At 66.1% G+C, this 25,961-nt stretch carries 23 protein-coding genes; 17 read left to right on the forward strand and 6 right to left on the reverse strand.

Features of this window, described 5'->3' with window-relative positions; all coding sequences use genetic code 11:
• Positions 1-23 precede the first annotated feature (23 nt).
• Complete coding sequence (locus KBY75_RS01880) at positions 24-773, forward strand: pyridoxine 5'-phosphate synthase (protein ID WP_255022750.1); 750 nt, start codon at positions 24-26, stop codon at positions 771-773.
• The gene (locus KBY75_RS01885) at positions 770-1,090 is read left to right on the forward strand and encodes an MgPME-cyclase complex family protein (protein ID WP_254936084.1); all 321 of its coding nucleotides are present in this window, start codon (positions 770-772) and stop codon (positions 1,088-1,090) included. The genes KBY75_RS01880 and KBY75_RS01885 overlap by 4 nt, the downstream gene beginning before the upstream one ends.
• Here KBY75_RS01885 and KBY75_RS01890 read toward each other — a convergent pair.
• Positions 1,087-1,410, reverse strand: a complete 324-nt coding sequence (locus KBY75_RS01890) for a hypothetical protein (protein ID WP_254936083.1) — start codon at positions 1,408-1,410, stop codon at positions 1,087-1,089. The two genes, KBY75_RS01885 and KBY75_RS01890, sit on opposite strands and share 4 nt — an antisense overlap.
• Before the next feature lie 113 nt (positions 1,411-1,523).
• On the opposite strand from KBY75_RS01890, the gene KBY75_RS01895 reads away from it, so the two are divergent.
• The 7 genes from KBY75_RS01895 (at position 1,524) to KBY75_RS01925 (ending at position 13,616) form a co-directional block, all read left to right on the forward strand.
• Positions 1,524-2,183, forward strand: a complete 660-nt coding sequence (locus tag KBY75_RS01895) for a metallophosphoesterase (RefSeq protein ID WP_255022751.1) — start codon at positions 1,524-1,526, stop codon at positions 2,181-2,183.
• Positions 2,184-2,206: 23 nt separating this feature from the next.
• Positions 2,207-5,464, forward strand: coding sequence for an exodeoxyribonuclease V subunit gamma (locus KBY75_RS01900; RefSeq protein WP_255022752.1), 3,258 nt, complete (start codon positions 2,207-2,209; stop codon positions 5,462-5,464).
• Positions 5,461-9,246: a UvrD-helicase domain-containing protein gene (locus KBY75_RS01905; protein WP_255022753.1), complete on the forward strand. Its 3,786-nt coding sequence runs from the start codon at positions 5,461-5,463 to the stop codon at positions 9,244-9,246. The genes KBY75_RS01900 and KBY75_RS01905 overlap by 4 nt, the downstream gene beginning before the upstream one ends.
• Positions 9,243-10,820: an AAA family ATPase gene (locus KBY75_RS01910; protein ID WP_255022754.1), complete on the forward strand. Its 1,578-nt coding sequence runs from the start codon at positions 9,243-9,245 to the stop codon at positions 10,818-10,820. Before KBY75_RS01905 ends, KBY75_RS01910 begins: the two co-directional genes overlap by 4 nt.
• Before the next feature lie 32 nt (positions 10,821-10,852).
• The gene (locus KBY75_RS01915; RefSeq protein WP_255022755.1) at positions 10,853-11,182 is read left to right on the forward strand and encodes a phosphomannose isomerase type II C-terminal cupin domain; all 330 of its coding nucleotides are present in this window, start codon (positions 10,853-10,855) and stop codon (positions 11,180-11,182) included.
• Between the two features lie 219 nt (positions 11,183-11,401).
• Positions 11,402-13,297 carry a DEAD/DEAH box helicase gene (locus KBY75_RS01920; protein ID WP_255022756.1) on the forward strand — a complete coding sequence of 632 codons (1,896 nt, stop codon included), beginning with the start codon at positions 11,402-11,404 and terminating at the stop codon, positions 13,295-13,297.
• Positions 13,298-13,379: 82 nt separating this feature from the next.
• Positions 13,380-13,616, forward strand: coding sequence for a hypothetical protein (locus KBY75_RS01925; RefSeq protein WP_255022757.1), 237 nt, complete (start codon positions 13,380-13,382; stop codon positions 13,614-13,616).
• Between the two features lie 3 nt (positions 13,617-13,619).
• Here KBY75_RS01925 and KBY75_RS01930 read toward each other — a convergent pair whose 3' ends face one another.
• Positions 13,620-13,823: a hypothetical protein gene (locus KBY75_RS01930; RefSeq protein ID WP_255022758.1), complete on the reverse strand. Its 204-nt coding sequence runs from the start codon at positions 13,821-13,823 to the stop codon at positions 13,620-13,622.
• A gap of 251 nt (positions 13,824-14,074) precedes the next feature.
• On the opposite strand from KBY75_RS01930, the gene KBY75_RS01935 reads away from it, so the two are divergent.
• The 3 genes from KBY75_RS01935 (at position 14,075) to KBY75_RS01945 (ending at position 16,420) form a co-directional block, all read left to right on the forward strand.
• Positions 14,075-14,476, forward strand: a complete 402-nt coding sequence (locus tag KBY75_RS01935; RefSeq protein WP_255022759.1) for an RNA-binding protein — start codon at positions 14,075-14,077, stop codon at positions 14,474-14,476.
• Positions 14,477-14,575: 99 nt separating this feature from the next.
• The gene (locus tag KBY75_RS01940; protein WP_255022760.1) at positions 14,576-15,295 is read left to right on the forward strand and encodes a MarC family protein; all 720 of its coding nucleotides are present in this window, start codon (positions 14,576-14,578) and stop codon (positions 15,293-15,295) included.
• A gap of 201 nt (positions 15,296-15,496) precedes the next feature.
• A complete protein-coding gene (locus tag KBY75_RS01945) occupies positions 15,497-16,420 on the forward strand; it encodes an LCP family protein (protein WP_255022761.1) in 924 nt (307 codons plus the stop codon).
• Here the strand turns inward: KBY75_RS01945 and KBY75_RS01950 are convergent.
• Positions 16,402-16,884 (reverse strand): MgtC/SapB family protein, encoded by a 483-nt coding sequence (locus KBY75_RS01950; RefSeq protein WP_254936072.1) that lies wholly within the window; start codon positions 16,882-16,884, stop codon positions 16,402-16,404. The two genes, KBY75_RS01945 and KBY75_RS01950, sit on opposite strands and share 19 nt — an antisense overlap.
• Positions 16,885-17,060: 176 nt before the next feature.
• Between KBY75_RS01950 and KBY75_RS01955 the strand changes: the two genes are divergently transcribed.
• The gene (locus KBY75_RS01955; protein ID WP_255022762.1) at positions 17,061-17,207 is read left to right on the forward strand and encodes a hypothetical protein; all 147 of its coding nucleotides are present in this window, start codon (positions 17,061-17,063) and stop codon (positions 17,205-17,207) included.
• A 406-nt stretch (positions 17,208-17,613) separates the two neighbouring features.
• Positions 17,614-19,230, forward strand: a complete 1,617-nt coding sequence (locus tag KBY75_RS01960) for a gamma-glutamyltransferase family protein (protein ID WP_255022763.1) — start codon at positions 17,614-17,616, stop codon at positions 19,228-19,230.
• On the opposite strand, the gene KBY75_RS01965 is transcribed toward KBY75_RS01960, so the two are convergent.
• The 3 genes from KBY75_RS01965 to KBY75_RS01975 form a co-directional block, all read right to left on the reverse strand.
• Positions 19,197-20,534, reverse strand: coding sequence for a chloride channel protein (locus KBY75_RS01965; protein ID WP_255022764.1), 1,338 nt, complete (start codon positions 20,532-20,534; stop codon positions 19,197-19,199). The genes KBY75_RS01960 and KBY75_RS01965 overlap by 34 nt on opposite strands.
• Positions 20,531-22,429, reverse strand: coding sequence for a carbon-nitrogen hydrolase family protein (locus KBY75_RS01970; protein WP_255022765.1), 1,899 nt, complete (start codon positions 22,427-22,429; stop codon positions 20,531-20,533). The genes KBY75_RS01965 and KBY75_RS01970 overlap by 4 nt, the downstream gene beginning before the upstream one ends.
• 113 nt (positions 22,430-22,542) lie before the next feature.
• A complete protein-coding gene (locus KBY75_RS01975) occupies positions 22,543-22,848 on the reverse strand; it encodes a hypothetical protein (RefSeq protein WP_255022766.1) in 306 nt (101 codons plus the stop codon).
• A 267-nt stretch (positions 22,849-23,115) separates the two neighbouring features.
• Between KBY75_RS01975 and KBY75_RS01980 the strand changes: the two genes are divergently transcribed.
• The 3 genes from KBY75_RS01980 to KBY75_RS01990 are packed head-to-tail and all read left to right on the forward strand — an operon-like array spanning position 23,116 to position 25,961.
• Entirely contained in the window at positions 23,116-24,063 is a 948-nt protein-coding gene (locus KBY75_RS01980) for an aromatic acid exporter family protein (protein WP_255022861.1), read from the forward strand.
• Positions 24,060-25,121 (forward strand): FUSC family protein, encoded by a 1,062-nt coding sequence (locus KBY75_RS01985; protein ID WP_255022767.1) that lies wholly within the window; start codon positions 24,060-24,062, stop codon positions 25,119-25,121. The genes KBY75_RS01980 and KBY75_RS01985 overlap by 4 nt, the downstream gene beginning before the upstream one ends.
• A 9-nt stretch (positions 25,122-25,130) precedes the next feature.
• Positions 25,131-25,961 carry a hypothetical protein gene (locus KBY75_RS01990; RefSeq protein WP_255022768.1) on the forward strand — a complete coding sequence of 277 codons (831 nt, stop codon included), beginning with the start codon at positions 25,131-25,133 and terminating at the stop codon, positions 25,959-25,961.

Below are 25,961 nucleotides of genomic sequence, written 5' to 3' on the forward strand. Positions count from 1 at the left end.
CGCCTGCCAACCACTCCCCAGCCATGGCCAGCCTCGGCGTCAACATCGACCACATCGCCAATGTGCGCCAGGCCCGCCGCACGGTGGAGCCCGATCCGGTGGGCTATGCCCTACTGGCCGAGCTGGGGGGGGCTGACGGCATCACCGTGCACCTACGGGAAGACCGGCGCCACATTCAGGACCGCGATGTGGAGCTACTGCGTCAAACCGTGCGCAGCCGGCTCAATCTGGAGATGGCCGCCACAGCTGAGATGGAGGCGATCGCCCTACGCCTCAAGCCGGACATGGTGACCCTGGTGCCGGAGAAGCGTCAGGAGGTAACCACCGAGGGCGGCCTCGATGTAGCGGGTCAGCAGCCAGCTCTCAGCGCTCTGGTGGGTGCGCTGCAAGACGCCGGCATCGGCGTGAGCCTGTTTGTGGACGCTGAGGCGAGCCAGCTGGAGGCCTGCCGCGCCACCGGCGCCCGCTGGGTGGAGTTGCACACCGGCGCCTACGCCGAAGCCGACTGGAGTTCGCAGCCAGCCGAGCTGGCCCGGCTCACGGAGGGGAGCTTCATCGCCCGCAGCCTCGGGCTGCGGGTAAATGCCGGCCACGGCCTCACCTACCAAAACGTGGAGCCCATCGCCGCCATCGAAGGCATGGAGGAGCTCAACATCGGGCACACAATCGTGGCCCGGGCCTTGGCGGTGGGCCTAGAAGAAGCTGTTCGGCAGATGAAGGCGCTGATACAGAATCCGCGCCGCGACCCCCTGTTCGGCAGCCGCCAGCTATGAGCACCTATCACTTCATCGCCGCCAGCGAAGCGTTCCTCACCGTTGAGGAGCCCCTTGAGGAGGTGCTGCGCGAAAGGGTGCGCCACTACGGAGAACAGGGCAAGGAAATCGACTTCTGGTTGGTGAAACGGCCGGCCTTTCTCGAGGCACCCCAACTCGAACCGATCGGCAGCGCCGTGCCGCGGCCGGCGGCGGCGGTGGTGTCCACCGATGAGAAATTCATCACCTTTCTCAAGCTGCGCCTGGAATTTGTGGCCACCGGTCGCTTTGAAGCCCCCAGTGCCGCCATCCCCGACGCCCTAGCCAGCGCGTCCTAAAAAAGCCCCAGAAAGCGTTTGCGCGGCCCGTCATCGGAGGCTCCTTGACCGCCATCCTGTTGGTAGCGAGGCTTGTCGTCGCCAATGGTGAGCAGGGCTTCCTTGTTCTTCCACCAGACCCAATCGCGGATTGGGGGCGTATTGGCAAGTTGCTGGCGACTGAGCCCCAGACCGAGCTTGGCGGAGGCATCGAGCAGAACGTCGAGCATCTCCTCACCGTTACCGCAGCGGGCCAAGGCCTCATTGGTGCGTTTAGCCCCATTTAGGGCTTTGACCAGGGCGTTTACCCGCTGGACCACCGACAACGACGCTGGATTCATCTGACTGTCACTGGGTGGGGCGACCGTACCAGCGCTGGCCGGTCGACATGAATTGCTGGGGGGCTGACAAGTGGCCGTCAGGCAGGCAAGACTGGAACCAACGCGATGGACTGATGACGTCCCCTTCACGTTCCTGCCACCACTGGGTGATCGGGGACGTCCACGGCTGTGCCGACGCGCTTGAGCGGCTGCTTGCTCGTCTGCCAGCCGGCAACAAAATTGTGCTTTGCGGTGATGTGATCAACCGCGGACCCCAGATCCGCCGCACCATGGAGCTGGCCTGGGGCCTGGTGAGCTCCGGTCGGGCCATCTGGTTGATGGGAAATCACGAAGCCGATCTGGTGGCCGCCCTGCGGCAGGGCGACTGGACCGCTCAACGGGCCTTGGCCGGCTGCGACACCTATCGGCAGCTCGGGGATCGCCACTGCCGCATCTGGCAGGAGCGGCTGGAGCAGCTGCCCCTCACCTACGCCGGCAAAGGCTGGCTCGCCACCCACGCTGGCTTCAATCCCGACACCTGGGAACCCGACCTCAGCATCCGCATGCCCTTCTGGCAGGCCTACGACGGTCGCTTCGGTGAGGTAGTGATCGGCCACACCCCCGGGCACCAAGTGCGTCGCCTCGGCCAGATCGTGATGGTGGATACCGGCGCCTGCTACGGCGGGGAGCTTTCGGCCTACTGCCCCGAAACCGGAGCCATTCAGGCCGTTTACGGCTTGCAAGAGCGCCGGCTCTCCTCCTTCAGCCAGGAGCTGGCAGGCTGCCTGCCTTGATGACCCACCGCTGAGCATCTGTTGTGCTCACAGTTTTCCGGGGCAACCGGGCCGAACATCTAGCCGAACTCCTGGCCGCCCAGTTGCTGCTCACACCTCCCGGGCCGCTCGAGACGGTGCAGGTGGTGGTGAATACCTGGCCCACCAGCCGCTGGCTTGGTGAACAGCTGGCCGCGGGACTCGGCGGCATCGCCGCCAACATCCGCTACCCATTTCCTGGCAGCCAGCTGCGCCAAATGGTTAATGGGGTGCTAGGCGAAAACGGCGCTGACCAGGATCCCTGGCGTGCCAGCCAGCTGGTGTGGCCCGTGCTGGAGCTGCTCCCCCAGCTTGTGGAGCACCCAGAAGCTACCTCGCTTAAGCACTGGCTAGGCCGCTACCCCCAGCACGGCAGCAAACTCGAGCTGGCCCAATGGCAGCTGGGCCGCAGCATCGCCGATGCCCTAGACGACCTTGCCCTGTATCGCCCTGAGATGCTCGCCGCCTGGTGGTGTGGGGAGGACGGCCCACCCCTGCCGCCGGAGCAGGAGTGGCAGCGGCTGCTGGTGGGGCGGCTACGGGAGCGCCTGGGGGTGAAGCCCTTCGGCCTGCAGGTGCTGGAGGCCATAGCCCAGTTGCAGATCAAGGCGCCGCCGGCCGGCAGCCTGCCCGATCCCTTGCGCCTGTTTGGGCTCAGCAGCCTGGCGCCGATCCAGGTGCAGCTGCTGCAGGCCCTGAGCGTGCACACAAATGTGGACCTTTACCTGCTCACCCCCTGCCGCGACCTGTGGCAGCGCTGCACCAGCCGCCGCCAGCTGCTCAGCGAGGCGATCGCACTGCAGCAGCCCCTTGATGGGGACTGGTTACTGCAAGCCCCTGGCCTGGAGGCCCGCTTCGGCCGACTCGGCGGCGAGTTTCAGCAGTTGCTCGAAGGCAGCGGCGAGAGCCTCCAGGGCCAGTGGCGGGAAAAGGATTTGTTTGTGGCCCCAGCCAGCAGCCATCGGGGCCAGGGGCCAGCGCCCCTGCTGCATCAGCTGCAGCAACAACTGGCGGATCCGGCTGCCCAACCCCTGCTGCAGCGGGCACCAGCAGACAGCTCCCTGGAGTTCCACCGCTGTCCCGGCCCCCTGCGCCAGGTGCAGGTGGTGCGGGACCGCATCCTGCAGCTGCTGGCCGCCGATCCCACGCTCCAGCCCCGCGATGTGCTGGTGATGACGCCTCAGGTGGATGGCCTAGCGCCTTTGGTGGCGGCCGTATTTGGCGATCAGGAGGCCACTGGGGTGCCCCTCAATTGGCGCCTCACCGACCGCAGCCAGCAGAGCGAAGCCAGCCTCAGCCGCAGCTTGCTGGAGCTGCTGCGGCTGGCGGGGGAGCGGCTAACCGCCTCCGCCCTGGAAACCCTGCTGGAGAGTCCGGCGCTGCAGGGGCATTTCCAGCTCAGCGGTGCCGAGATGGCGGCCCTGCATCCCCTGCTGCAGCGGGGCGGCTTCCACTGGGGCCTCGATGCAAAGGAGCGCGGCGGCCTGGGCAGCGGCAGCCTCAGCTGGGTGATCGATCGGCTGCTGCTGGGTCTGGTGCTGCCCTGCGACCCCGGCCTGGCCCCGGCCGCCACCGCCCCCCTGGCCAGTGGCGAGAGCATCGAGCTGTTGGGCCGCTGGCTGCACCTGCTCACCCGGCTGCGCCACTGGCTGGTGGAGCTGCGGCGACCCCGCTGTTGCCTGGCCTGGAACACCTGCCTAAGGGCCTTGCTGAGCGACCTATTCGGCGACGGCGACCAGGTTGGCGGGAGTGGCCAGGACTGGGAGCTACCCCTGGTGCTAGCCGCCATTGACGACTGGCAGCAGGCCGCCGCTGGCTGTGACCTGGAGTTAGCCGCACCCGTGGTAGCTGCAGTGCTCGATGAGCGCCTGGCTGCCGATTCGGGCCGGTTTGGCCACCGCAGCGGCGCCCTCACCATCAGCGCCCTCGAGCCGATGCGGGCGATTCCCCATCGGGTGATCGTGCTGATGGGGCTAGATGCAAACGCCTATCCCCGTCAGAGCAAGCGGCCCGGCTTCCACCTGCTGGAGCAGCAGCGCCGCCTCGGCGATCCCAATCCGGCCGACCAGGACCGCTACGTGCTGCTGGAGGCCCTGCTCTCAGCCCGCGACCATCTGCTGGTGACCTGGAGCAGCCGCGACCCCCGCAGCGGCGAAGAGCTGCCACCTGCCACCCCGGTGCGCCAGTGGCTCGAGTGGCTGCAGGGACAGCTGCCTTGTCGCGGTAGCGAACTGGTGATAACTCACCCCGCCAACCCCCTCGACCGGGCCAATTTCCAAGCCAGCGGCGAGCGGCCGCCCGGCAGCTGCGACGAGCGCCTGCTGAAGGCCCGCCTGCTGCTCGATCAACCCCGCCAGCAGAGTGGCTCACCGCAACCGCCCCGGCCCCTGGCGGCCAGCGAACCCCCTAGCGCGCCCCCTGCCCAGCCCAGCGATGCCTACGGGGATCTGCGCGACTGGCTGCTTGCCCCCCAGGCCAGCTGGCTGGCTGAATTGGGGCTAAGGCCGCGGGAATGGGCCGACGGCCTCGACGACCTCGAGCCCCTCAGCCTCGATGAGCGCGGGCGGGCGCTGCTGTTGCGCCAGGCCCTCGAAAGCCCCAGCGACCCAGCCCTCGATGGGCCCGCCGGCTGGCTGGCTCGCCACCGCGGCCAGGGCTTGCTACCTCCTGTGGCGGCAGGCGAACTGGAGGCCGGCGGGCTCAGCCAGCGCTGGCGCAGCCTGCACGCCAGCCTCGAGGCCCTGGGCCCCGAGCGCCGCCAGCTAGCCCTCTGGCAAAACTGCCAGCAGGAGCTGCAGTGGCGGGGGAGCTCGGTGCTGGTGCTGCACACCGCCAAACCGCGCAGCCGCCACCGGCTGGAGCTGTGGCTGGCGCTGCTGCTGGCCGCCGCCGCCGACCAAGGGCCGCTGGATGGGGTGCTGGTGGCCCGGGGTGCCAAGGACTTCGGCGTGCAGTTGCGGCTGCAGGCGCCGCAGGTGGATAGCGCCCGGGCCGAACTACTGCGGCTGCTGGAGTTGCGCCAGCAATGGCGCCAGAGCTGCTGGCCTGTGCCACCGGAAACCGGCTGGGCCCTGCTCGATAAGGGTGAAGCACGGGCCATCGAAACCTGGGAGGGCGGTTTTCAGAGGCGCGGCGAGCGGCTTGATCCGGAGCAGGCCCTCTGCTTCGGATCTGAACTCAGCGGCGCCGCCCTGTTGGCCAGCGGTGAGCTAGCCGCCCGGGCTGGGGAGCTGCTTGGTCCCCTGCGGGAGCGGTTGATATGAACCTGTCTGCCGGCAGCGAGCAGGCTTGGTCGCCTGAACAGCCCCTGCCACTCCCACAACCATTTGATGCCAATGCCTTTCCCCTGGATCCCGGGCTGCGGCTGCTGGAGGCCAGCGCCGGCACCGGCAAAACCTTCGCCCTGGCCCAGTTGGTGTTGCGCTACGTGGCCGAGGCCGAGCTAGGGCTGCGCCAGCTGCTGGTGGTGACTTTCACCGAGGCCGCCGCCGCCGAACTGCGCGATCGCATCGGCCAGCGCCTGCAGCGGGCCCTGGCAGGGCTGGAAAATCCAGATCTGGAGCCGCCCGATCCCACCCTGGCCACCTGGCTGGAGCAGCAAAGACCGCGGGCCGAAAAGTTGCGGGCCCGGCTGCTGCTGGCCCTAGAGGAACTGGATGCCGCCGACATCACCACCATCCACGGTTTCTGCCGCCGCACCCTGCAGCGCCACGCCCTGGAAGCGGGCCTACCACCGGAGCTGCAGCTCGAAACCGACAAGGGCACCCTGGTGCGCCAGCTGGCACACGACTACTGGCAACAGCAGGTGCTGCCCCTGCCAAGCCACCTGCTGGCCGGGCTACAGCAACAGGTTGGCGGCCCCGAAAGCCTCGAGGGCCTGCTGCGCCAGCTAGATGGCGATCCAGCCCTAGGCCTGGATTCCCTGCCGGCAACGCTGCGGGCCGACGCCCCCTTGGCGCCCCAGCTCGAGGCCCTATGGAACGAGGCGTGGCACAACTTCCAGCAGCTCTGGGCCAGCCACGGCCAAGCCCTGGAGGCCGGCTTTTGCGCCGCCGCCAGCCAATGGCGCGGCCAGGGCTTCAAAACCACCAGCCCCTACGTTCCCAAACCCACCAAGGACCGCTGCGCTCTGGTGCGGGGCTGGATCGCTGCCCAGCCCATCGGCGGCGACTACGGCGCCACGGCAGGCAGCCAGGGCGGCGGCCAGGGCCTGCTGCGCGATTACTTCCACCCCGGCGCCTTTCTCAAAGTTGCCCGCAGCCTCGAACCTGGCGCTGGGGAAGGACCCGGCCCCTCCCTGCCCGTACGCCCCCTGCAGGAGGCGATCGCGCAGGTTTTAGATGGACCAGCAGAAGCCCTGCTGCTGCATGCCTGCCACTGGGGCCGGGCTGAACTGGGCCGGCGGCGGCGCCAGAGCGGAAGGCTTGGTTTCGCCCAACTGCTGGAGGGTCTTGATCCGGGCGAGCAGGCCAGTACCCCCCTGCTAGAGGCGGTGGGAGCCCGCTATGCCGTTGCCCTGATCGATGAATTTCAGGACACCGATCCGATCCAGTGGCGCATCCTGGCGCGGGCCTTCCAGCCTGAGCGGCACCGACTGGTGATGGTGGGAGATCCCAAGCAGGCGATCTATCGTTTCCGCGGCGGCGACCTGCGCACTTACCTGCGGGCCCGTCAGGCCGCCGCCAGCTTCGGCGGCATCAGCAGCCTCCGCGACAACTACCGCTCCAGCGAGGCCCTGGTCGCCGGCCTCAACGGCCTGATGGGGCCGGGGCTGCGCCGCAGCGACCTGCCCGTACCGGCGGTGCAGCCCCAGGCGACCGACACCAAACTGCTCCTACCGGCCGGCCAGCACCCCCTGCAGCTGCTCTGGCTCGGCGGCAGCCGGCTGGCTGGTGAGAAACCACCCAGCCGCAGCGCCCTGGAGCGGCAACTTCCCGACCAGATCGCCTGCTTCAGCGCCGAATTGCTCAACCAGGGGCTGATGCAACAGCGGGGCGAGCAGCGCCAACCCCTGGGCCCCAACGACCTATGCGTGCTGGTGGGCACCCACCGTCAGGCCGAAGCGCTGCGCGCCGCCCTCGATCGCTGCGGCATAGCCAGCAAGCTGGTGAGCCAGGGGGACGTGCTTGAAAGCGCCGGCGCCTCTGCATTGCAACGACTGCTCGATGCCCTGGCCGAACCAGGCCGGACCCAGCGTCTGCGGCTGCTGGCCGCCTCTCCCCTGCTGGGCTGGAGCGCGGAGCAAATCGCCTCTGCAAGCCCCGAAGCCTGGAGCAACCTGGCTGCACGCCTAGCCCAGCTGGCCCTTGAACTACCCCGCCGCGGCCTGCTTGGGGTGCTGGCGAGCCTGCTGGAGCAAAAGGGGCTGGCCCAGCTATCCCTCGGCGGCCGGCTGCTGGCGGACTTACAGCAGTGCGGTGAATTGGTAGCCGTGCGGCTCCATGCCGACCAACTGGGTCCCGCAGCGGCAGCCGACTGGCTGCGGCGTCTGCGGCTCGATCCCGACCGGGACATCCCCGAAGCCCACCAGCCCCACAGCGACGTGGTGGATGAGGCCGTATCGGTGCTGACGGTGCACCGCAGCAAGGGTCTGGAATTTCCAGTGGTGATCTGTCCCTACCTTTGGCAAGCCGGCGCTGAGAGCCGCAGCGGCCAGTCCATCGGCGTGCGCTGGCACCCGGGCGGACCTGAAGGCGGGCAGCCCGAAGCCGTGCTCGACCTACACCTGAACAACAACTGGGGGCCAGGCCAGAGCGCCAGGCAGCAGCAGCTTGGGGCCGAGCTCCAGGAGCGGGAGCGACTTGCCTATGTCGCCGCCACCCGGGCCAAGCTGCTGCTGGTGCTGGCCTGGGGCCCGGCCTTGGGCCAGCAGGGCAATCCGCTGCACCCCTGGCTGTTCGACCAGGAGCAGCCCCCCGCCAGCGACCACGACCCCTACAGCGGCCGCAGTGATGCGGAGTGGCGCGAGCGGCTGGAGCAAACAATCGCCCGCCGCCAGCTGCCCCTCACCCTGGTGCAGCCCCCCGCCAGCGGCCAGCGCAGCCAGCTAAAACCAGGCCCGGCAGTTGCTGGCCTACCCCTGCAGCGGGGCCCCGTACCCAGCCATGGCTTCGACAGCAGCTGGGGCCGCAGCAGCTACACCAGCTGGACCCAGGGCAGCCACAGCGCCGCCCCCGCAGCCGTGGAGGAGGGCCGCGAAACCGATGCCATCGTCACCGAACTCGAGGCAGCGACGGCGGCCAACGCCTTGGGTGCCGATTCCCAGGACAGCCCTCTGGCCCCCTTCCCCCGGGGCGCCCAGGCCGGCGACTGTCTGCACCGCATCCTTGAGCAGCTCGACTACTGCCAACCCTTGGCAGCCCAGGCCGAACTGGTGGGCCGCGAGCTGCAGCGGGCCGGTATCGCTGCCCAGCACGGCGAAACGGTGCTAATTGGGCTGGAGCAGCTGCGGCACACGCCCCTGGGCGGCCCCTGCAACGACTTCAGCTTGGCCCAGCTTGAGCGCGGTGCCCGCCTCAATGAGATGAACTTCGATCTGCCCCTCGGCCTGGTGCGCAGCCCAGACCTGGCGCGTCCATTTGCCGACCATCCCGAAGGCTGGTTTGGCAGCGCTTACGCCGAGCAGCTTGCCCAGCTGAAAGTGGAAAGCCGGGGCTTTCTCACCGGCTCGATCGACCTGGTATTTCGACAGGGCGAGCGCTGGTGGGTGGCCGACTGGAAGAGCAACTGGCTGGGCGAGCGCGACGACCAGGGGCAGCCGCTGCACTGCGGTCCACGCCACTACGGAGCAGCAGCAATGGCAGAGCTGATGGCCGCCAACCACTACCCCCTGCAGGCCCACCTGTACCTGGTAGCCCTACACCGCTACCTGCGCTGGCGCCTGCCCGGCTACCGACCCGAGCAGCACCTGGGCGGCTACGTCTACGTGTTCCTGCGCGGGGTGCCAGGACCCACCACGGCCAGCGCGGTGCCCGGCATGTTTGTGGAGCAGCCGCCCTTGGCCCGCCTGCTCCAACTGGACCAGGCCCTGGGGGGCACTCCATGAGCAGCCCCACCCCCCTAGAGCAACCTCGCTGGCTCCAGACCCTGGCAGCGGCACTGGCTGAAGCCCTGCCGCGGCTGCATGGCAGCAGCCCCGATCCCCTGCTGGCGGAACTGATCACTGACCTGGCTGCCGCCCTGGCGGAGGGTCGCCTGGAAATCAACCTGCCCAGCGCCGAACATCGCCGCGCCCTGGAGGCTTCACCCCTGGGCGCCGAGCCGGATGGTCCCCTGGTGCTGGAGGGCGACCGGCTGCTGTGGCGCCGCTGGCAGCGCCAGCGCAAGCAGGTGCTGCAGGCTCTGATCGAGCGGGCCCAGTTGCAGCTGCCAGATGCGAGCCCCGGCGCAAGCTGCAGCGACGGGCTGGATCCTGACCAGCAGCGGGCCGTCACGGCGGTGCTGCAATACGGACTGGTGCTGCTTGAGGGCGGTCCGGGCACCGGCAAAACCAGCACCGTGGCTCGCATGTTGGCGGCGGTGCTCGCCCAGCAACCAGGCAGCCGCATTCAGCTAGCAGCCCCCACGGGCAAGGCGGCGAGTCGGCTACGGGCAGCCCTAGCCAGCAGCAGCCTGCAACTTCCCTGCAGCACCCTGCACCGACTACTGGAGAGCCGCGGCGAGCGCTTCGGCCGCAACCGCCAGCACCCCCTTGCCCTCGACCTGCTGGTGGTGGATGAGGTGTCGATGGTGGATCTTCCCCTGATGCAGGCCCTGCTGGAGGCCCTACCCCCCAGCTGCCGGCTGGTGCTGGTGGGGGACGCGGCCCAATTGCCACCGGTAGGCCCCGGACCAGTGCTGCTGGAGCTGCAGGCACCCGAACGCCGCCAGGCCCTGGGCGGAGCTGCCATCGAGCTGCGCACCACTTACCGCAACAACGGGGCCATCGCTGCGGTAGCAGCGGCCCTAAGGGAGGCTGAGCAGCCCCTCGAGGACCTGCTCACACCGCTGAACTCTGACGACAACCTGCGCTGGCTGCCCGCCAACCCACGCCAGCTGCCAGCAGAGCTGCTGCAGCGACTGCGGCAGCACCAGCACCAGCTGCAGGAGTGCTGCCTGGCAGGCGATCTGGACGATCCCGCCGTCACCGCCAGCCTGCTTGCGGGCCTGGACAACTTCCTAGTTCTGACACCGCTGCGGCGGGGCCGCTGGGGGGTGGAGGCAATCCACCAGGCCCTGCTGGGGGAGGCGGCGGCCCGCTCGCCCCAATTCTGGCCAGTGGGCACGCCCGTGCTGTGCCGCCACAACCTCAGCGAACTGGGACTCGCCAATGGCGACGTGGGGCTGGTGGTGGAAAGGGAAGTCAATCGAGGGCGCGAACGCCGCCTGCTGTTTGCAAACCAGGGTGGTAGCGAGCCGCTCTGGATTCACCCGGCCCAGCTACCCGAAGCCGAACCAGCCTTGGCCCTCACGGTGCACAAGGCCCAGGGCAGTGAGGCCGAAGAGGTGTGGGTGCTGATGCCCGACACCGGCAGACCCCAACGGCGCCTGCTCTACACAGCCCTAACCAGGGCCAGACAGCGGGCCTGCCTGATCACCCCCTTGCGCGGCTCGGCGGCGGCTGCCAGCCTGAAATTGTGATTAGCCCTGAGCCCCACAGTCCCGCCGGTCGGGTGTTACGTCCCTGGGGCTGGTTTGAACAGCTGGCCAGCGGTGATCAATACCTGGTCAAACGGCTACTGATCCACCGCGGCCAGCGGCTGAGCCTGCAACGCCACCACCACCGCTGTGAGCATTGGGTGGTGGTGGCCGGCGACGGTGAACTACAGGTGGGGGAGGAGGCCATCACCGCAACGGCAGGGACCAGCGTCTTCATCCCCCAAGGGGCAATTCACCGGGCCCAAGGAGGTATGGCGGATCTGGAGATCGTGGAGGTGCAGCGTGGTGGCTGGCTGAGCGAAGCGGACATCGAGCGCCTGGCGGACGACTTCGGCCGCAACTGAAGCGGACGGGGAGGTGATAATATTTGTTTTCAGCCTTTTTCAAGGGCAGGGCAGTTTTGTTAATTGAGGGTCTGAACAACTGAACATCGGGTAAAGCAGTGCAGCTTCAGTTGCCCCGCAACGGCCCATCCGTTCAGTATTTCTAGGCTCCATTGGGTTTCTGCCGGCCTGCGTTCAAGGACTTCACCAAGCCCTGATTAACCAGGCCTTTTGCATCCCGTGACCGAACACGCCAACGGCGGCAGCTTTGCTTGCTCCGTCGACATTGACGCGCCCTCCCAAACAACTGAAAACAACACCCCCGAAATCAATTCAGCTGAGTTGATTTCAGTTGAAAACAGCACAGCTGAAATCAAGACAGAACCAACCACTGCCTCGGGCTTTGCCCGCTTTGGCTTTGGCCCAGAACTGCTGAAGGCCCTTGAAGCCATCGGCTATCAGGAGCCCTCACCAATTCAAAAGGCCGCCATCCCTGAGCTGATGCTCGGCCGCGACCTGGTGGGACAGGCCCAAACAGGCACCGGCAAAACCGCTGCCTTCGCCCTGCCAATGCTGGCGGCCCTAGATCCCGAGCAGCGCAAGCCCCAGGTGCTGGTGCTCGCCCCAACAAGGGAATTGGCCCTGCAGGTAGCCGACGCCTTTAACAGCTATGCCAGCCACCTACCTGGTGTACGCACCCTGGCGATCTACGGCGGCGCTGATTTCCGCGACCAGATCCATCAGCTCAAGCGCGGCGTACAAATCGTGGTGGGCACCCCCGGCCGGGTGATGGACCACATGCGTCAAGGCACCCTCGATCTCTCCAGTCTTCGCGCTCTGGTGCTGGACGAGGCCGATGAAATGCTGCGCATGGGCTTCATCGATGACGTCGAATGGGTGCTCGAACAACTACCTGAGCAGCGTCAAGTGGTGCTGTTCTCTGCCACCATGCCGGCCGAAATCCGGCGCATTTCGCAGAAATATCTCAACGCTCCTGCTGAGATCACGATTAAGCAAAAGGCCGCAGATGCCAGCCGCATCCGTCAGCGTTTCTTGATGGTGCATGCGCCCCACAAGCAAGCAGCCCTGGAGCGGGTACTGGAGGCAGAGACCAGTGAGGGTGTGATCATTTTTGCCCGGACCAAGGCGATCACCCTCACCGTGGCCGAATCGCTTGAACAGCACGGTTACGACGTTGCCGTGCTCAACGGCGACGTGCCCCAAGCCCAGCGAGAGCGCACCATCGAGCGGCTTAAGAGCGGCCAGGTCGACGTACTGGTGGCCACCGATGTGGCTGCCCGCGGACTCGATGTAGATCGGATCAGCCTGGTGATCAACTACGACATCCCCTTCGATTCGGAGGCCTATGTCCACCGAATTGGCCGAACCGGTCGGGCTGGCCGCAGCGGCGACGCCATCCTGTTCCTAACCCCGAGGGAGCGCCGCTTCCTGGGCGGCATGGAGCGGGCCGTGGGCAAGCCGATCGAAGAGATGGAGGTGCCAAGCAACGCCACCATCAATCAAAACCGGCTCGACCGGATGCGCACCAAGCTCACTAACTGCCTGCAAATGCCAGCCAGCAGCGAGCAGGAACGGGCCCTACTCAGCGAAATCCTGCAACGGGTAGGCCAGGAGCTGGGCTCCAGCCCTGAGCAGTTAGCCCTGGCGGCCCTCGAGCTGAGCCTGGTGGGCAAGCCCCTGCTGTTGCAGGGCGAAGAGAACTTCCAACAAGTGCGTCAGAACGGTCCTGGCCGCGATGGAGGCCGCGATGGCGGTAGGGATGGCGGTCGCGACTTCGGCCGGGACCGGGGACGGGGCCGGGAAATGGGTCGGGAGGTTGGCCGTGATGTGGGCCGGGGAGCTCCCAGGGGCGAACGCCCCGTGGGTCCGCCAGAAGATCACATGGAGCGCTTCCGGGTGGAACTGGGCTGGCGCGACCGCATCAAGCCCGGCAACATCGTGGGTGCCATTGCCAATGAGGCTGGTCTGAACGGGCGAGCCATCGGCCGCATCCAGATCTTCGACACCCACAGCACCGTGGACCTACCCAAGGGCATGCCCGAGGACGTTTTTCAGGGTCTGCGCCAACTTCGGGTGATGAACAAACCCCTGCAACTTTCCAGGTTCCAGGGGTGAACGCCTCGGGCTTCCGCCCTTTTGCTCTATGAACCTCAGCCCCCCGCGCCCGGTCCTAATCGGACTGCTTTGCCTGGGGCTGGTGTCCTTGGTTCCAGCCAGCCGCTCTATCAGCGTTGCCGAGGTAGTGAAAGCCTTCTGCATGTCGGCTTACCAAGCCGAACTGCATAGAGAGGGCAAAGTTGCCCCCGCTGCCCAACTCGATCGCACCTGCGCCTGCGTTGGTGAGCGAGTTGCCAAGGGCAGCGACGTGGAGGACGCCCATGACGCCTGCGGGCGGAACTTGGACCAGCGCTCCGTGAGCAAGCCCAGCACCTAGCTCTCAGGCGCAAAGACTGGTCACGCCTCCCACACTCAGGCTGGTCAAATCAGTAATCGATAACTGCTCCACGGCCGCGATCAACGTCGATTGAGTCTCTGCACTTTCGCAAGCAACCAGGCTCTGCAGCAGGTCAAAACGATCCTGGGTGGCAAGCTCGCCATCCTCACGCCAGGCGAGGCTCCAAGGCACAGGCGCTGTGATCATGGGTCTGCGTTGATCAGAGTTTGCTGACATTGGGACGACATCCGGGATCACCGGTTGAACCTCACAGTCTCTTCAGAACCGCTTTACGGTTCTCCATGAAACGCTCCGCGAGTGCCAGCTAGGGGCCAAACCACCCAGTATTGTTGGCCATGATTCAAAGGGTACGGCCTGTCTTTTGGCACCCCTAGCTCCCACTAGGGCCACTAAGAACCGCAGCCACGTCCGAATCAGTTCCAGGATTTGCTTCATTAATGACTATCTACGTTGGCAATCTTTCGTTCCAAGCCGAACGCGAGGACTTGCTTGATCTCTTCGGCCAATACGGAGAGGTGCGCCAGTGCAGCCTGCCCCTTGACCGGGAAACCGGTCGCAAGCGGGGCTTCGCCTTTGTCGAGTTAGCCGACGATGCGGCCGAACAAAAGGCCATTGACGACCTTCAAGACGTCGAATGGATGGGGCGCATGATTCGCGTCAACAAAGCCACTCCCCGTGAAGGTGGCGGCGGTGGTGGCGGCGGTGGTGGCGGCCGTGGGGGCTACGGCGGTGGCGGTGGCGGTGGCAATCGTGGTGGCGGTGGTGGTGGATATGGCGGCGGCGGTGGTGGCGGCGGTGGTGGCGGCGGATATGGCGGTGGTGGCGGCAACCGCTGGTAAAACCAACCCATCAGCCTGTACGCCAAGCTCTCCGGCTCTGAGCTGAGCTACACCAACCCTGCCGCGGAAGCTCCACGGCAGGGTTATTTTTTTGCAGAGTTGATCATCGGCAGTGGCTCGCGGAATGATGGGGCTACACCGCTTTTCCCCATGGCGCTCAATCACGATTTACTTCTACCCAGCACCTTTCAGCACTACCTGCTGGGGCTGTTCGCCGTGGCCAACAACTTCCCGGCCATAGGGCCCTTCCTTACCCTCAGCGAGGGGTTGCCGAATCGCCAGGTAAGTCGCGTGATCACGCTTGCCAGCTTCTCAAGTTTGCTGATCATGCTGGGTGCCTACTTCCTCGGCACGGCGGTGCTCCAGTTCTTTGGTATCGGAGTTAGCGCATTCCAGATCGCCGGTGGCTTGTTGCTGGGGGCGAGCGGCCTAAAAATGCTAAATGCAACAGCTCCGGGCGACTCACACGAGAAGAACTGCGACGTAAGCCACATGGATATGGGGCAGATGGCCTCCTCAGCGATCGTGCCGATCTCGCTACCGCTCACCACTGGTGCCGGCACGATGTCGACGATCACGGTCTATGCCAACAGCGCCACCAGCTTCAATCAACACATCGAGCTGTTTGCTGCGATTTTGGCGACGGCTCTGATCATCGCGCTGATGTTCGTGTTCGCCGCCCGCCTCACGCTGATGCTGGGTCATGTGGGCATGACAGTGCTAATCAAAGTAATGGGCTTGTTCACCTTGGCGATCGGCATTCAGTTCATCGTGACCGGCAGCAGCACGATCTTGGGGCAGATCCAGTTCAGGATCTAAACCTTTCGGCGCAGTAACGATCGATTTGTCGCGCCGGCTGAGGCGCTGGGTGAATTCTTGGCAGTGGTCTCTGCTTTTTTGCCACAGCAGCCCCTGCAAGCCTGCCTCAACAGCTTCATCAACTCGTTCGAGCCTGGCCGCTCTGGGCAACGGCCAGCCCCCATTTGTGAAAGGTTCGCTTGGTGCAATAGCTTTCAGGGGATGAGAACCCCTCCGGCCAAGCGGCCCCGCAAGCGGAGTAAACGCGGTGCCGTCCTGCTGGCGATCGGGGTCGGCCTCGGCGGAGGCCTGTTGCTGGCGGGTCCCCTCTCCGAACTGCTCAGCGACACCGCCTCAGGCGCAAGTAACGCCATCACCAATCCGTTCGCGGCCTGGAGCGGCATCACCAATCAAGACATCCTGCTGCTCGGCACCGATGTGGGTGGTGGCAACACCGATGTGATCGCCAGCCTGCGGGTGGATGGGGGCATCACCCGGATCACCCAGGTACCTCGGGACACCTACATCGAGGCCGAAGGCTACGGACCCCACAAAATCAACGCTCTCTACAGCCTCGGGGGCACCGATCTGCTCAAACGGGAATTGGCGCGCAAGTTGGGTCGACCGATCACCCACCACCTAGTGGTGAACTTGTCTGCGATCCGGCGCATGGCCGATGCCCTTGGTGGCATCGAGGTGGACGTGCCGAAACGCATGGCCTACACCGATAACAGTCAGGGCCTCTACATCGACTTGCAACCCGGCCTGCAAAATCTCAAAGGCCAAGACCTAGAAGGCTTCCTGCGCTTTCGCCACGATGAGATGGGCGACATTGGCCGGCTGGAGCGGCAGCAACTGGCCCTACAGGCCCTGTTTCGCAAGCTCACCAGGCCAGAACATCTGGTGCGCCTGCCGATCCTGCTGGCTGCAGCCGGTAAGGATCTGAAAACCGATCTAGGCCCCATGGAGCTGGGTGGCCTGATCACTGCCATGGGCACGACCCAGCTTGAAACCAAGCGACTGGGCGGACGGCCCTTCTATCGCGATGACATCAGCTATTGGGAAGCGGAGTGGCCCCAGCCGGTGCTGGATGGATCCAACGGAGCTGAAAGTAGCGGCGATGGCCGCTATCGATTCCTCTTCTGATCTGCTGCAGGATCAATGGCTGGCCGCGAGTCGCCGTTGCTCCGCTGAGACAGGGTGATCAGGGCCAGAACCAGGGCCACCCCTGCAAGCAAGGGGGTAGAGGCGGCCACGGTCACCCCGAGGGCAGCCGTAAACCAGATCGAAGCCGCACTGGTGAGTCCGCGCACCTCAGGCAGGCCCCTCTTGTCAGCAGCAGGGGGCACCAGGATCTCGCCCGCCCCCAAGAAGCCAATTCCGGTGGCTACCCCCTGCATGACGCGGCTGCGGGCCTGGGGGTCGTCACCGGCCGCCAGCACCATCAGACAGGCACTGAGGCCCACCAGCACATGCACCCGCAGGCGATTGGGATGGCTGGTATTGCCATGGTGGGCGCGATTGATGCCCACGGCCAAACCACACAGCACCGCCAGGCCTAGGCGCAGCAGGACCTGCAGATCGGGAGTGAGCGCCGGCAGCCAGCTCATGAAAGCCCCCTCATGACAGCCAAGCGCAAGGTGGCTGATCCCCATAAGCTCTAGCCAGCTCAGCGTTGCCGCAGACAGTGCAGAACCTGCTGCTGCGCAACACCCTGAAGTTCCTATTCATCACCGCGGCGATCGCCTCCTAGAGCGAGCGCATTCAGTTTCTCTGGTATCCGCTGATGGCGGTAGTGATCGTTGTGGACCGCATCACCGGCACGGTGCTGGGAGGCCTGATCAGCTTCCTGGTGCACACAATCCCCAGCGGTGGGTTCGGGGTGCTGGTGTCGTTGCTGCTGATGATTCCCTGCCACGCCGCCCTCAACTGAAAGTACGTGTTCAACCGCGGCCTAGACACCGTGGTGGGCTGCGTGCCGCAGGAGCGAATGCTTGGAGGATTTCTACTCCTCGATCGACACGGAGAAGAAACGGCAGATCTATTGCTGCCAATGCGCTTATATTTCAGCTAAGCAATGGACTTACTTCAGGGAGGCCGACGTTTATCTGTCAACAAATTCCTGACGCAAATCATAGAGATCCTCTTGAGACCTGCTGATTCTCATAAGCGAGGCGCACGAAAGGAGCCGATCAGGCCTCCCGCCAAATCAACAGAAAGGGAGGTCTCGATACAGCTCAGTGACACCAAATCTCTTCCCAACGCAACTCTGCCTGCGAAAGAGGTGTCTTCCCTGGACTGCTTTTGGCTGTCAAGCTTGCGTCAAGACTTGCACAACCATGACAAGCCCTGCCTTTCTGCATCGCCGCTCGCCCGTGTTTGCCGGGCGCGCCATGGCCAGCTCCAGCTCGCCGCTGGTGACCCGGGTGGGTCTTCGCGTGCTGGAGCAGGGCGGCAATGCGGTGGATGCCGCCGTGGCCATGGCCGGCATGCTGGCGCTGGCCGAGCCGATGATGAGCGGGCTGGGCGGCGACACCATGGTGCTGGTGTGGTCGGCCAAGGAGCAAAAGGTCTTCGGGCTGAATGGCAGCGGTCGTGCCCCGAGCGGCGCCAGCCTCGATCGCATTGGCTCCGTGCCGGTGATGCCGGAGCACGGCGCCGCCACCATCACGATCCCCGGTGCTGTGGATGGCTGGTGCGCGCTGCTGGAGCGCTTCGGCAGCCGCTCGCTGCAGCAGCTGTGGCAGCCAGTGATCGCCTACGCGCGCGAGGGCTATCCGGTGGGTGAATCGATCGCCGGCTTCTGGGACCTTGGCGCCGCATTGCTGGGGCCCGGCGCACCCATCCAGCTGGGAGAGCTGCTGCTGGCCGATCGCAGCGCCCCGCAGCCCGGCCAGCTGATGCTCCTGCCGCAACTGGCGGCCACTATTGAGCGTGTGGCCCGGGAGGGGCGCCAAGGCTTCTATGAAGGCCCCGTGGCCGAGGCGATCGCCACCACAATCAGCGCCGGCGGGGTGCCCACCACCCTTGAGGATGTGGCAGCCCAGCAGCATCGCGCCGAGTGGGTGGAGCCCCTCAGCGTGGGCTACCGCGGCCGAGAGGTTTTGGGGATGCCGCCCAATTGCCAGGGGGTGGTGGCGCTCCATGCCCTCGGCATCCTCGATGGCCTGCCGCTCACCTCGATGGATGAGGCGGAGCGGCTGCACCACCAGATTGAGGCGATCCGCCTAGGTTTCGAGCTGGCGATCGACGTGGTGGGTGAGCCCACCCCCGACATGCTGGAGCAGGTGCGGCAAGCCCTCAGCTCAGCCGGTCTGGCTGCCGCCCGCAGCCGCATCACCAACCGAGCCCGACTCGCCACCCGGCCCCAGGGCGCCAATGCAGGCGACACCAGCTATGTCTGCGCCGTTGATCCAGAGGGCAACGCCGTGTCGCTGATGACCAGCATCTGCGGGCCGTTCGGTTCGGGGCTGGTGGCGAGCGACACGGGGGTGGTACTCAACAACCGGGGCGCGCAGTTTTCCAGCCAGCCGGGCCATCCCAATGCCCTGGCGCCCGGCCATCGACCGCGCCACTCGATCCTGCCGGCGATGGTGCTGCGCGAGGGCCTGCCCGAATTTTTAATGGGCGTGATCGGCGGCAATGCCCACCCCCAGGGGCTCACCCAGATCCTGGTGAACGCCCTCGATCGGGGCATGAATCCCCAGCAGTCCGTGGACGCGCCGCGCTTCAAGCTGATCATGCACAGCGGGGAGGTGCACATCGATCCGCAGTTCAGCGTCGAGGTGGGCAACGAACTGGTGGCCCGCGGCCATCAACTTGGCGATTCCTACAGCTTCGTGAGCTTCCAAGGGGCAGCCCAGATGCTGCGCATTCATCGCGACGCCAGTGGCCAATGCACCAGCCTCGAGGCCGGCGTGGATCACCGGCTCGATGGCGTGGCGCTCGGGTTCTGAGGGGCGCTGGGCATCGCTTCCAGCAACACCCGCACCTGGTGGTCATTCCAGCCCTCGCCGCGCCAGCGCTCACCCAGGGCTGCCGCAATCGCTGCCACCAGCATTAGCAGTGGCAGCAGGGCTGGATCACCCTGAAGGGTAAAGACGAAGGCAGCGCAGAACAGTGGCGCACCATGGGCCGCTGCGAACAGGGCCGTGGCTCCCACCGCGGCCAGCTGGGCCAGGTCGTTGCTGGTGAGCCCTGGCAGGCCCTGCAGCGGACTGATCAGCAGGGCGCCCAGACTCATGCTGTCGTGCATCAGGCCACCAGGAGCCCCCAGGGCCAGGCTGAGCACGCTGGCCAGCAGGCGCCAGAGCCAGAGGAACGGAGAGCCCACTGAGTTACCACTCAGTGCCGGCGCCAGGGACAGGGAGCCGTCATTGAGGCTGAGGCCGCCACTCACGAACGCCAGCAGCGTGAGGCTGGCGGCCAGCAGCAGGGCGCCCACGAGCAGCCGCTTGGCCAGCAGGCGTTTTACCCAGGCCGCCGCCGGCAGCAGCAGGCGCACAAACAGGCTTCCGCCAGCAGCCCCCACCAGGGTGAGCAGCACCACCCAACCCCACAGCTCCGGTGCCGGGGCCCCGAGATCCAGACCAGGCAGACGGGCCGGTTGGCCCATGGTGGTGGCCAGCAGGGTGCCACTGCCCGCCAGCAGCAGCGCCGGCAGCACCAGCGGCAGGCCGCTGCGCTGGCCCAGCTCTTCCAGGCCGTAGGCCACCGCCAGCAGGGGCGAGCGAAAGGCCGCCCCCAACCCGGCCGCGCCGCCGATCACTGCCACCAGCTGGGGCGACAGGGCAGCCAGCAGCTGAAAACGAGGCCAGCGACGGCGGATGGCCAGCAGCACGCTGGCTCCCAGCGCCACCGAGGGCGACTCCACCCCCACCGCCAGGCCAGCGAGGTGGGTGAGCAGCATCAGGGGCAGCCGCCGCAGCTGGGTAGCGAGGCTGAGCTGCTGCAGCCAGAGCGCCTCCTTGGCGCTGCGCTCAGCCTGGGGTGCGCGATCGAGGGCGAGCAGGGCCGTTGTGCCGCCACCGCGGCCCGCGGCCAGCGGCCCCCAGGCCAGCAGCACCAGCAGGCTCGTGGCCGCAAACACCACCACGCAGCCGACCAAGGGCTGGGGCTGAGCCGCCAGCCAGAGCCCCCGCTGCAAGCGGAAACCGAGTTCGGAGATGGCCTGATAGGGCCCCATCAGGAGCCCAAACAGCAGCCCCAGCAGCAACCAGCCAGGAAGGGCAGCCGCTGCCTGGACACGAACCGGGGTCACGGGCAGCTCACCGGGCCATGGCCCGCCCGCTTCCAGCTCTGGAAGCAAGGGTTGGCGGGATCGAGCACCAGGGGTTTGAACAGGTCGTTGCGCTGGCCATCAATCAGCTGCTGCTGGTTGATCCAGGTGCCCGGTGCCGGCACCACCGTGCGATGGCGCACCGCATCCGCGCCAGGGGCAGCCGTGAGCGTGGGGGTTTGCACCACGGGTTCAGGGCCATAGATCCCCGCGGCCGTGGACGCTCCAACGCGCCGGCCACCACTCACCAGCCAGAACTGACCGAGCTTGGCGGCCAGGTAGGGATGGAGGTCGGCGCGGCCAGTGGGGGGATCGATCACTGCATAGAGCCTGGGATCGATCTCTACCTTCAACGCCGCAGGATCCCCGGAGGGCACCGCCAGCACATCGGTACGCAGGCTCTGGTAAAGCCCTGTGACCTCGGTTACGGCGAGGTCGGCGGCTGTGGCCAGGCCGATGCGCCCCAGCGGCGTGCTCAACACCATGGGGGCATTCCCAGGACTGGCCCAGGTCTGCTCGGCGGCGCTGAGGTGGGTGGCGCGGTAGCGGCCGAGCACGGTGCCGGCCGGACCGGCCAAGGCCACGGTATGAAACACCTTGGAGCCATCCCGCTCGGGATAGCTCCCCACTAGGTAGCCGCTGCCGGCCTTGGCGCGCCGGGCCAACAGCTGCTCAAAGGCGCCGCCACGCCGCTCCGCTCGGCGGCTGATCTCAGCGGCGTTTAGGCCTCTGGGCAAACTGGATAGCTCGGGGAGCACCAGCAGCTCCTGGAACTGGGGTTGGCTGCTGCTGAGGCGCGAGGCGTTACCCGTCCACTGGGCGGCGGCCAACTGCACCGGTCGCGGTGTCGCGGTGGCGGTGCTGTCCAAAGGTGCCCGGCGCAGGGCCAGCAGCGGGTTGTAGAGCGAAGGCCGGCGGGCCGCCAAGCGCTGCTCGCGCACCGCATCGGCTTCCGCCGGAATGATCGTGGTAGCAAAGAAACCGTTCAATCCCGGCGGCAGCACCTCGGGTGGCACCACCGGCGCCTGCACCAGCTTGCGGCCCTGGGGTGACCAGATGCTGGAGCCGCCGTTGTAATAAAGCTGGCTGCCATTGATCGGATTGCGCTCTATGCCGCTGCGGGTGGCGCCGATCACCCACAAACCGTTGAGGGCGCTCATGTGCTGCACGCTGGCAACGGTGGAGTGATTGCCCTTCGCCTGAGCCGCTGGAGTGCCAGGCATCACCCGATCCGATACGGAATGCCAACCGATGATCTGGGCTCCACGCAGGGCGGCCAAACGGTCGTACTGCCAGTAGGTGTCGTCGTAGCAAATGATCAGCGCAATGCGGCCGATCGGTGTGTCAAACACGCCGACATCGGTGTCGCCCGGGCCGAACAGTTGCACGTCCTGACCATTGAGGCCGTTTTTGCGGTATTTGCCGATGATCCCCTCAGGCCCCAGCAACACAGCAGTGTTGTAAAAAATCCCGGTGTAAGCGTCCTTTTCGGCGATGCCAACGCTCATGAGCATCCCGGTGCGCTTGAGTACCGGCAGCAATGCGTCGGTGGCCCTGCCTGGAATGGTGTCCACAAAGGGAGCCAACTGGGCGGGATCGGCGAAGTCGTAGCCGCTGATCGCCGTTTCCGGAAAGACGGAGTACTGCACGCCCTCGGCCGCCACGCGCTCGGCCGCCTGCACGAGGCGGCGAATGTTGCCGTCAAGGTCGCCCCAGGCGGGGATGAAGTCGACAGCGGCCACCTTCACCGGACGGCTGCCCAGTTGGGCTCTGTCCACCTGGGCACGTGCCGGCAGCATCACCCCACTGCTCAGCAGGCCGGATAGCACTAGGCCAAGGGAACTGGTAGCAAGGCGCAAGTGAGATCGGGCCGACATTCAGTAAGAGGCGCTTTACCCACCTAAGAATGCAATCACCTGGGGCCAGGCGAGGGGGAGGAGAGATCAGGCACTTCTTCGCACTTAGCAAGGAATTATTTGTCCGTGATGGTTCAACGCAGAGCACCCTGGGCCAAGAAGTTGATCAGCGTGCCCATCGGTTCGGGCTCGCGGGGCATCGCAACTACCAAGATCAAACGGTATGGCGAGGAGCTGTTGGTACAACCGCCCACAGGGCCCGAAGCCGTGCGTGCCGACATCAATGTCGACAGCTTCCTCTGGAGGGGGTGCCGCAAGGCGGTCAGCCACCGGCTCTTCTCTTGCAGAACCAGGCGCTCCTGGAACTGGGAGTGCGCCTGATGAATCTGGCTCTGGCGATAGACATCGAACGCATCAGTTTTCTGGTTGGCTGGATCCAAAGGAGACCGAGCAGCTAATGAATGTCTTTCTGTGCTCAGCATCGCCCTCGCTACCAACAACACCTATCCCGTTTATGACCACCTCGGAATGGCGATGAAAGGACCCTTCAGCAGGAGACCGCAGGATGGGCAGGTCGGGGAATAGCGCCGGTAGCCAGCTCATATCAGCCCCCTCACGACAGCCAAGCGCAGCGGGTAAGCCAAGCGCAACAGGGCCGATCCCCATAAGCTCGACTCAGGGGAGAGCTGCCTCAGACCGTGCAAAACATGCTGCTGCGCAACAGCCTGAAGCTATTTGTAGCCGCGCTCATCACAGCCGCCATTGCCGTCTGGACCGAACGCATTCAATTTGCCTGGTACCCGCTGATGGCAGTGGTGATGGTTGTCGACGATAACGACGACCACTCACTGAAGGCCGCCAGCGGCCGAATCCTGGGCACCGTGGCGGGGGGCCTCATCACCTTCCTGGTGCACACCATCCTCGGCGGTTGGATCGGCGTCCTGGTGTCGATGCTGGTGATGATTCCTGTGCTGCAGCTTCTGGGCTGGCAGAACGCCTTAGGCACGGCCGCGCTGATCGCTGTGATGTTTCTGATGCTTCCCGGCCATACGGCGCTGGGCTGGGACTACGTGTTCAACCGCGCCCTCGACACGGTGGTGGGTTGCATTGTGGCGATCCTGGTGGGCCTGCTGTTCTGGCCGCAAAACAGCAGCAGCGAACTCAAAGCAGCCGATGGGCGCCTGCGTTACGCCCTAAAGACCCAGCTGCAGGCCTACAGCGACTGGCTGGCCCAACGACGATCCAGGCCCGAGCCGCTGGATCCGGCACCGCTCACCAACGCCCTGCAATGCATGGAGCAACTGGTGGCCCAGGAGCGCAGTGGCCCCCGCCATCAGGCCCTCAAACGCAGCGGCTGGGAGCAACGGCTGCGGCTATGGCAGCTGGCCCACTTTCACTGGATCGCCTGGGAGAGGCTGGTGGCCGGCCTGCCCGAACATCAGAGCCTGCAGGCCGATCTGCTGCGGCACGCGGTGAAGGAGCTGCAGCGGCAGCTCAGCGGAGAGCCCGGGCCGACCCCAGGGCGTGAGCCCCAGCGTTGGCAGCAGCTGGCCCAGCAGCAGCAGCTCCCACTGCTGCCGCTGCTGGCTCTCGCGGAGGAGGGGCGCCCGCTGCATGCCTGCCTGGGCGGGCTGAACCGGATGGCTCCGCTGTGATCAACCGCAACGGCCTGCGCACAGCCTTCACCGCAGGGCTCGGCAACGCTTTCGCCAGCTTGTCGGGGGTGGGAGACAGCCAATACGTTTCTCTGGCGGTGTTGGCGGTGTCCACCGGCACCTACGGCGGAGCGCTCGCCCTGGGCAGCCAGCGCCTGCTGGGCACGGCGCTCGGGTCGGTGCTGTTGCTGATCTGCTACGAGGGGTTGCGGGGCCTGCCGATGCCGCTGGCGCTCGCGCTCACCCTCGGCGCCCTGCGCCTGCTGGGCGGCCTGCTGAAGCTGCAGGTGGGCTACAAGGTGGGCGGCATCGTCATCGTGATGGGCTGGCTCGTCCACGAGGGCGGTCTGGCCGCCTGGATTCCGCTTCGCTTTTTCTGGACCAGCTTCGGGGTGCTGATCACGCTGCTGGGCCTGCGGCTGTTTTGGCCAGCCCGCGGACTCGACACCAGCATGACCCAGGTCGCCGGCCTGCTCGGCCAGCTGCAGAGCTGCTTCTGCGACCTGGCGGCGCGGGTGGATCCCGCCGCGGCCGACCAAGGGGAGGGGGTTGAAGCGATCGGAATCGGCCGCTACCAGGCCCTGCGCAACCAGCTGATCGCCATCCGGGGGCAGCGGCCTGTGCTGCTGCAGGAGCTGGGCACATTGCCGGAGCGCCATCCGGCCACCCTGCTGATGGCCAATTTCGAGGCCACTGCCTCCCGCCTGATCACCCTGGTGGGCGGCCTGGTGCGCGAGCCACCCTCCCTACAAGATCCCCAGCTGGTGGTGCAGCTGCACCGGGCCGAAGCGGAGTTGCTGCAGGCCATGGCAAGCCAGCTAGGCCGATGGGAACGGCAGATCCGTATTCGCCGGGGGCTGCCAAAACCACCCGACACCGGGCTGCAGCTGCCGCTCAGCTGGCAGGAGCTGGACCAGGAGCTCAACGACCCCACCGCCAACACCGCCTCCCTGGAACGACTCGAGCGGATCGCCAGCCGGCTGATGCTCTGCCGTCAGGCCGAGCAGGCCATCCGCAATGGCGAAGGGAACTGGCTGGCAATTCTCGACAGGAGCTGAAGCACATCGATGGCCGTGATCAGCAGCCTGCTTCAACAGCGCCACGCTTTTTACAGAGGCCTCCTGGCGGTTGAGGTATTGGCCTTGGTGGGTCTGCGCGGCCTTGAGGAAGCACCACGGCTGGTCAGCCTGGTGTATCTAGTGATCGCCAGCGTCGCCGTACTGCTGGATTCGCCCCTCTTGCCTCAAAACAGACTCGAGCCATCGCCGGGCGAGGCGATTCCCCAGCAGCTGAAACAGCGGCTAAAGAAGGCTTTGCTACGCCGCCAGGTGGTGGGGTTCGCCTGGCTCCTGGCGCTGTTGATCGAGGTGATGTGGCAGATGGCCCTGGTATTCGACCCAGCCCTGGCCATTCAGCTCAGCGTGGTGCATCTGGTGGTCTGGCTGATGCTGATGCTGCAGCTGCTCTGGAACCTGGTCAATGCCCTGGCCGAGGAGCCACTCTTCAACGGCGACCTGCTGATGGGAGCCGCGGCCGGGTATCTGCTGGTGGGATTCACCGGCGGCATCGTGCTCAATTCGCTGCTGGTGCTCGACCCGGCGGCTTTCAACCTGCCGGCCCATGGCCATGCCCTACCCGATGGCATCGGCCATGCACCGGCGATGCTGGGCGCCGCCTTCGCCAGCCTCACCACCATCGGCAGCCCGGTGCTAAAAAGCGGCAGCCTCACCAGCCTCACCGCCAGCGTGGGCATCACGATCGTGGGCCAGCTCTATGTGGCAATCCTGATCGCCGGTGTGCTGGGCAAACCGAGGAAGCTAGCTGCCGCCCCTGAAGCCGAACACCCCCAGGTCCGCAGAACCGCTGCACCAATCAGAATGCGCCGACCAAGGCGCTGA

The organism is Cyanobium sp. T1G-Tous (assembly GCF_024345455.1).
Taxonomy (GTDB): Bacteria; Cyanobacteriota; Cyanobacteriia; order PCC-6307; family Cyanobiaceae; genus Cyanobium_A.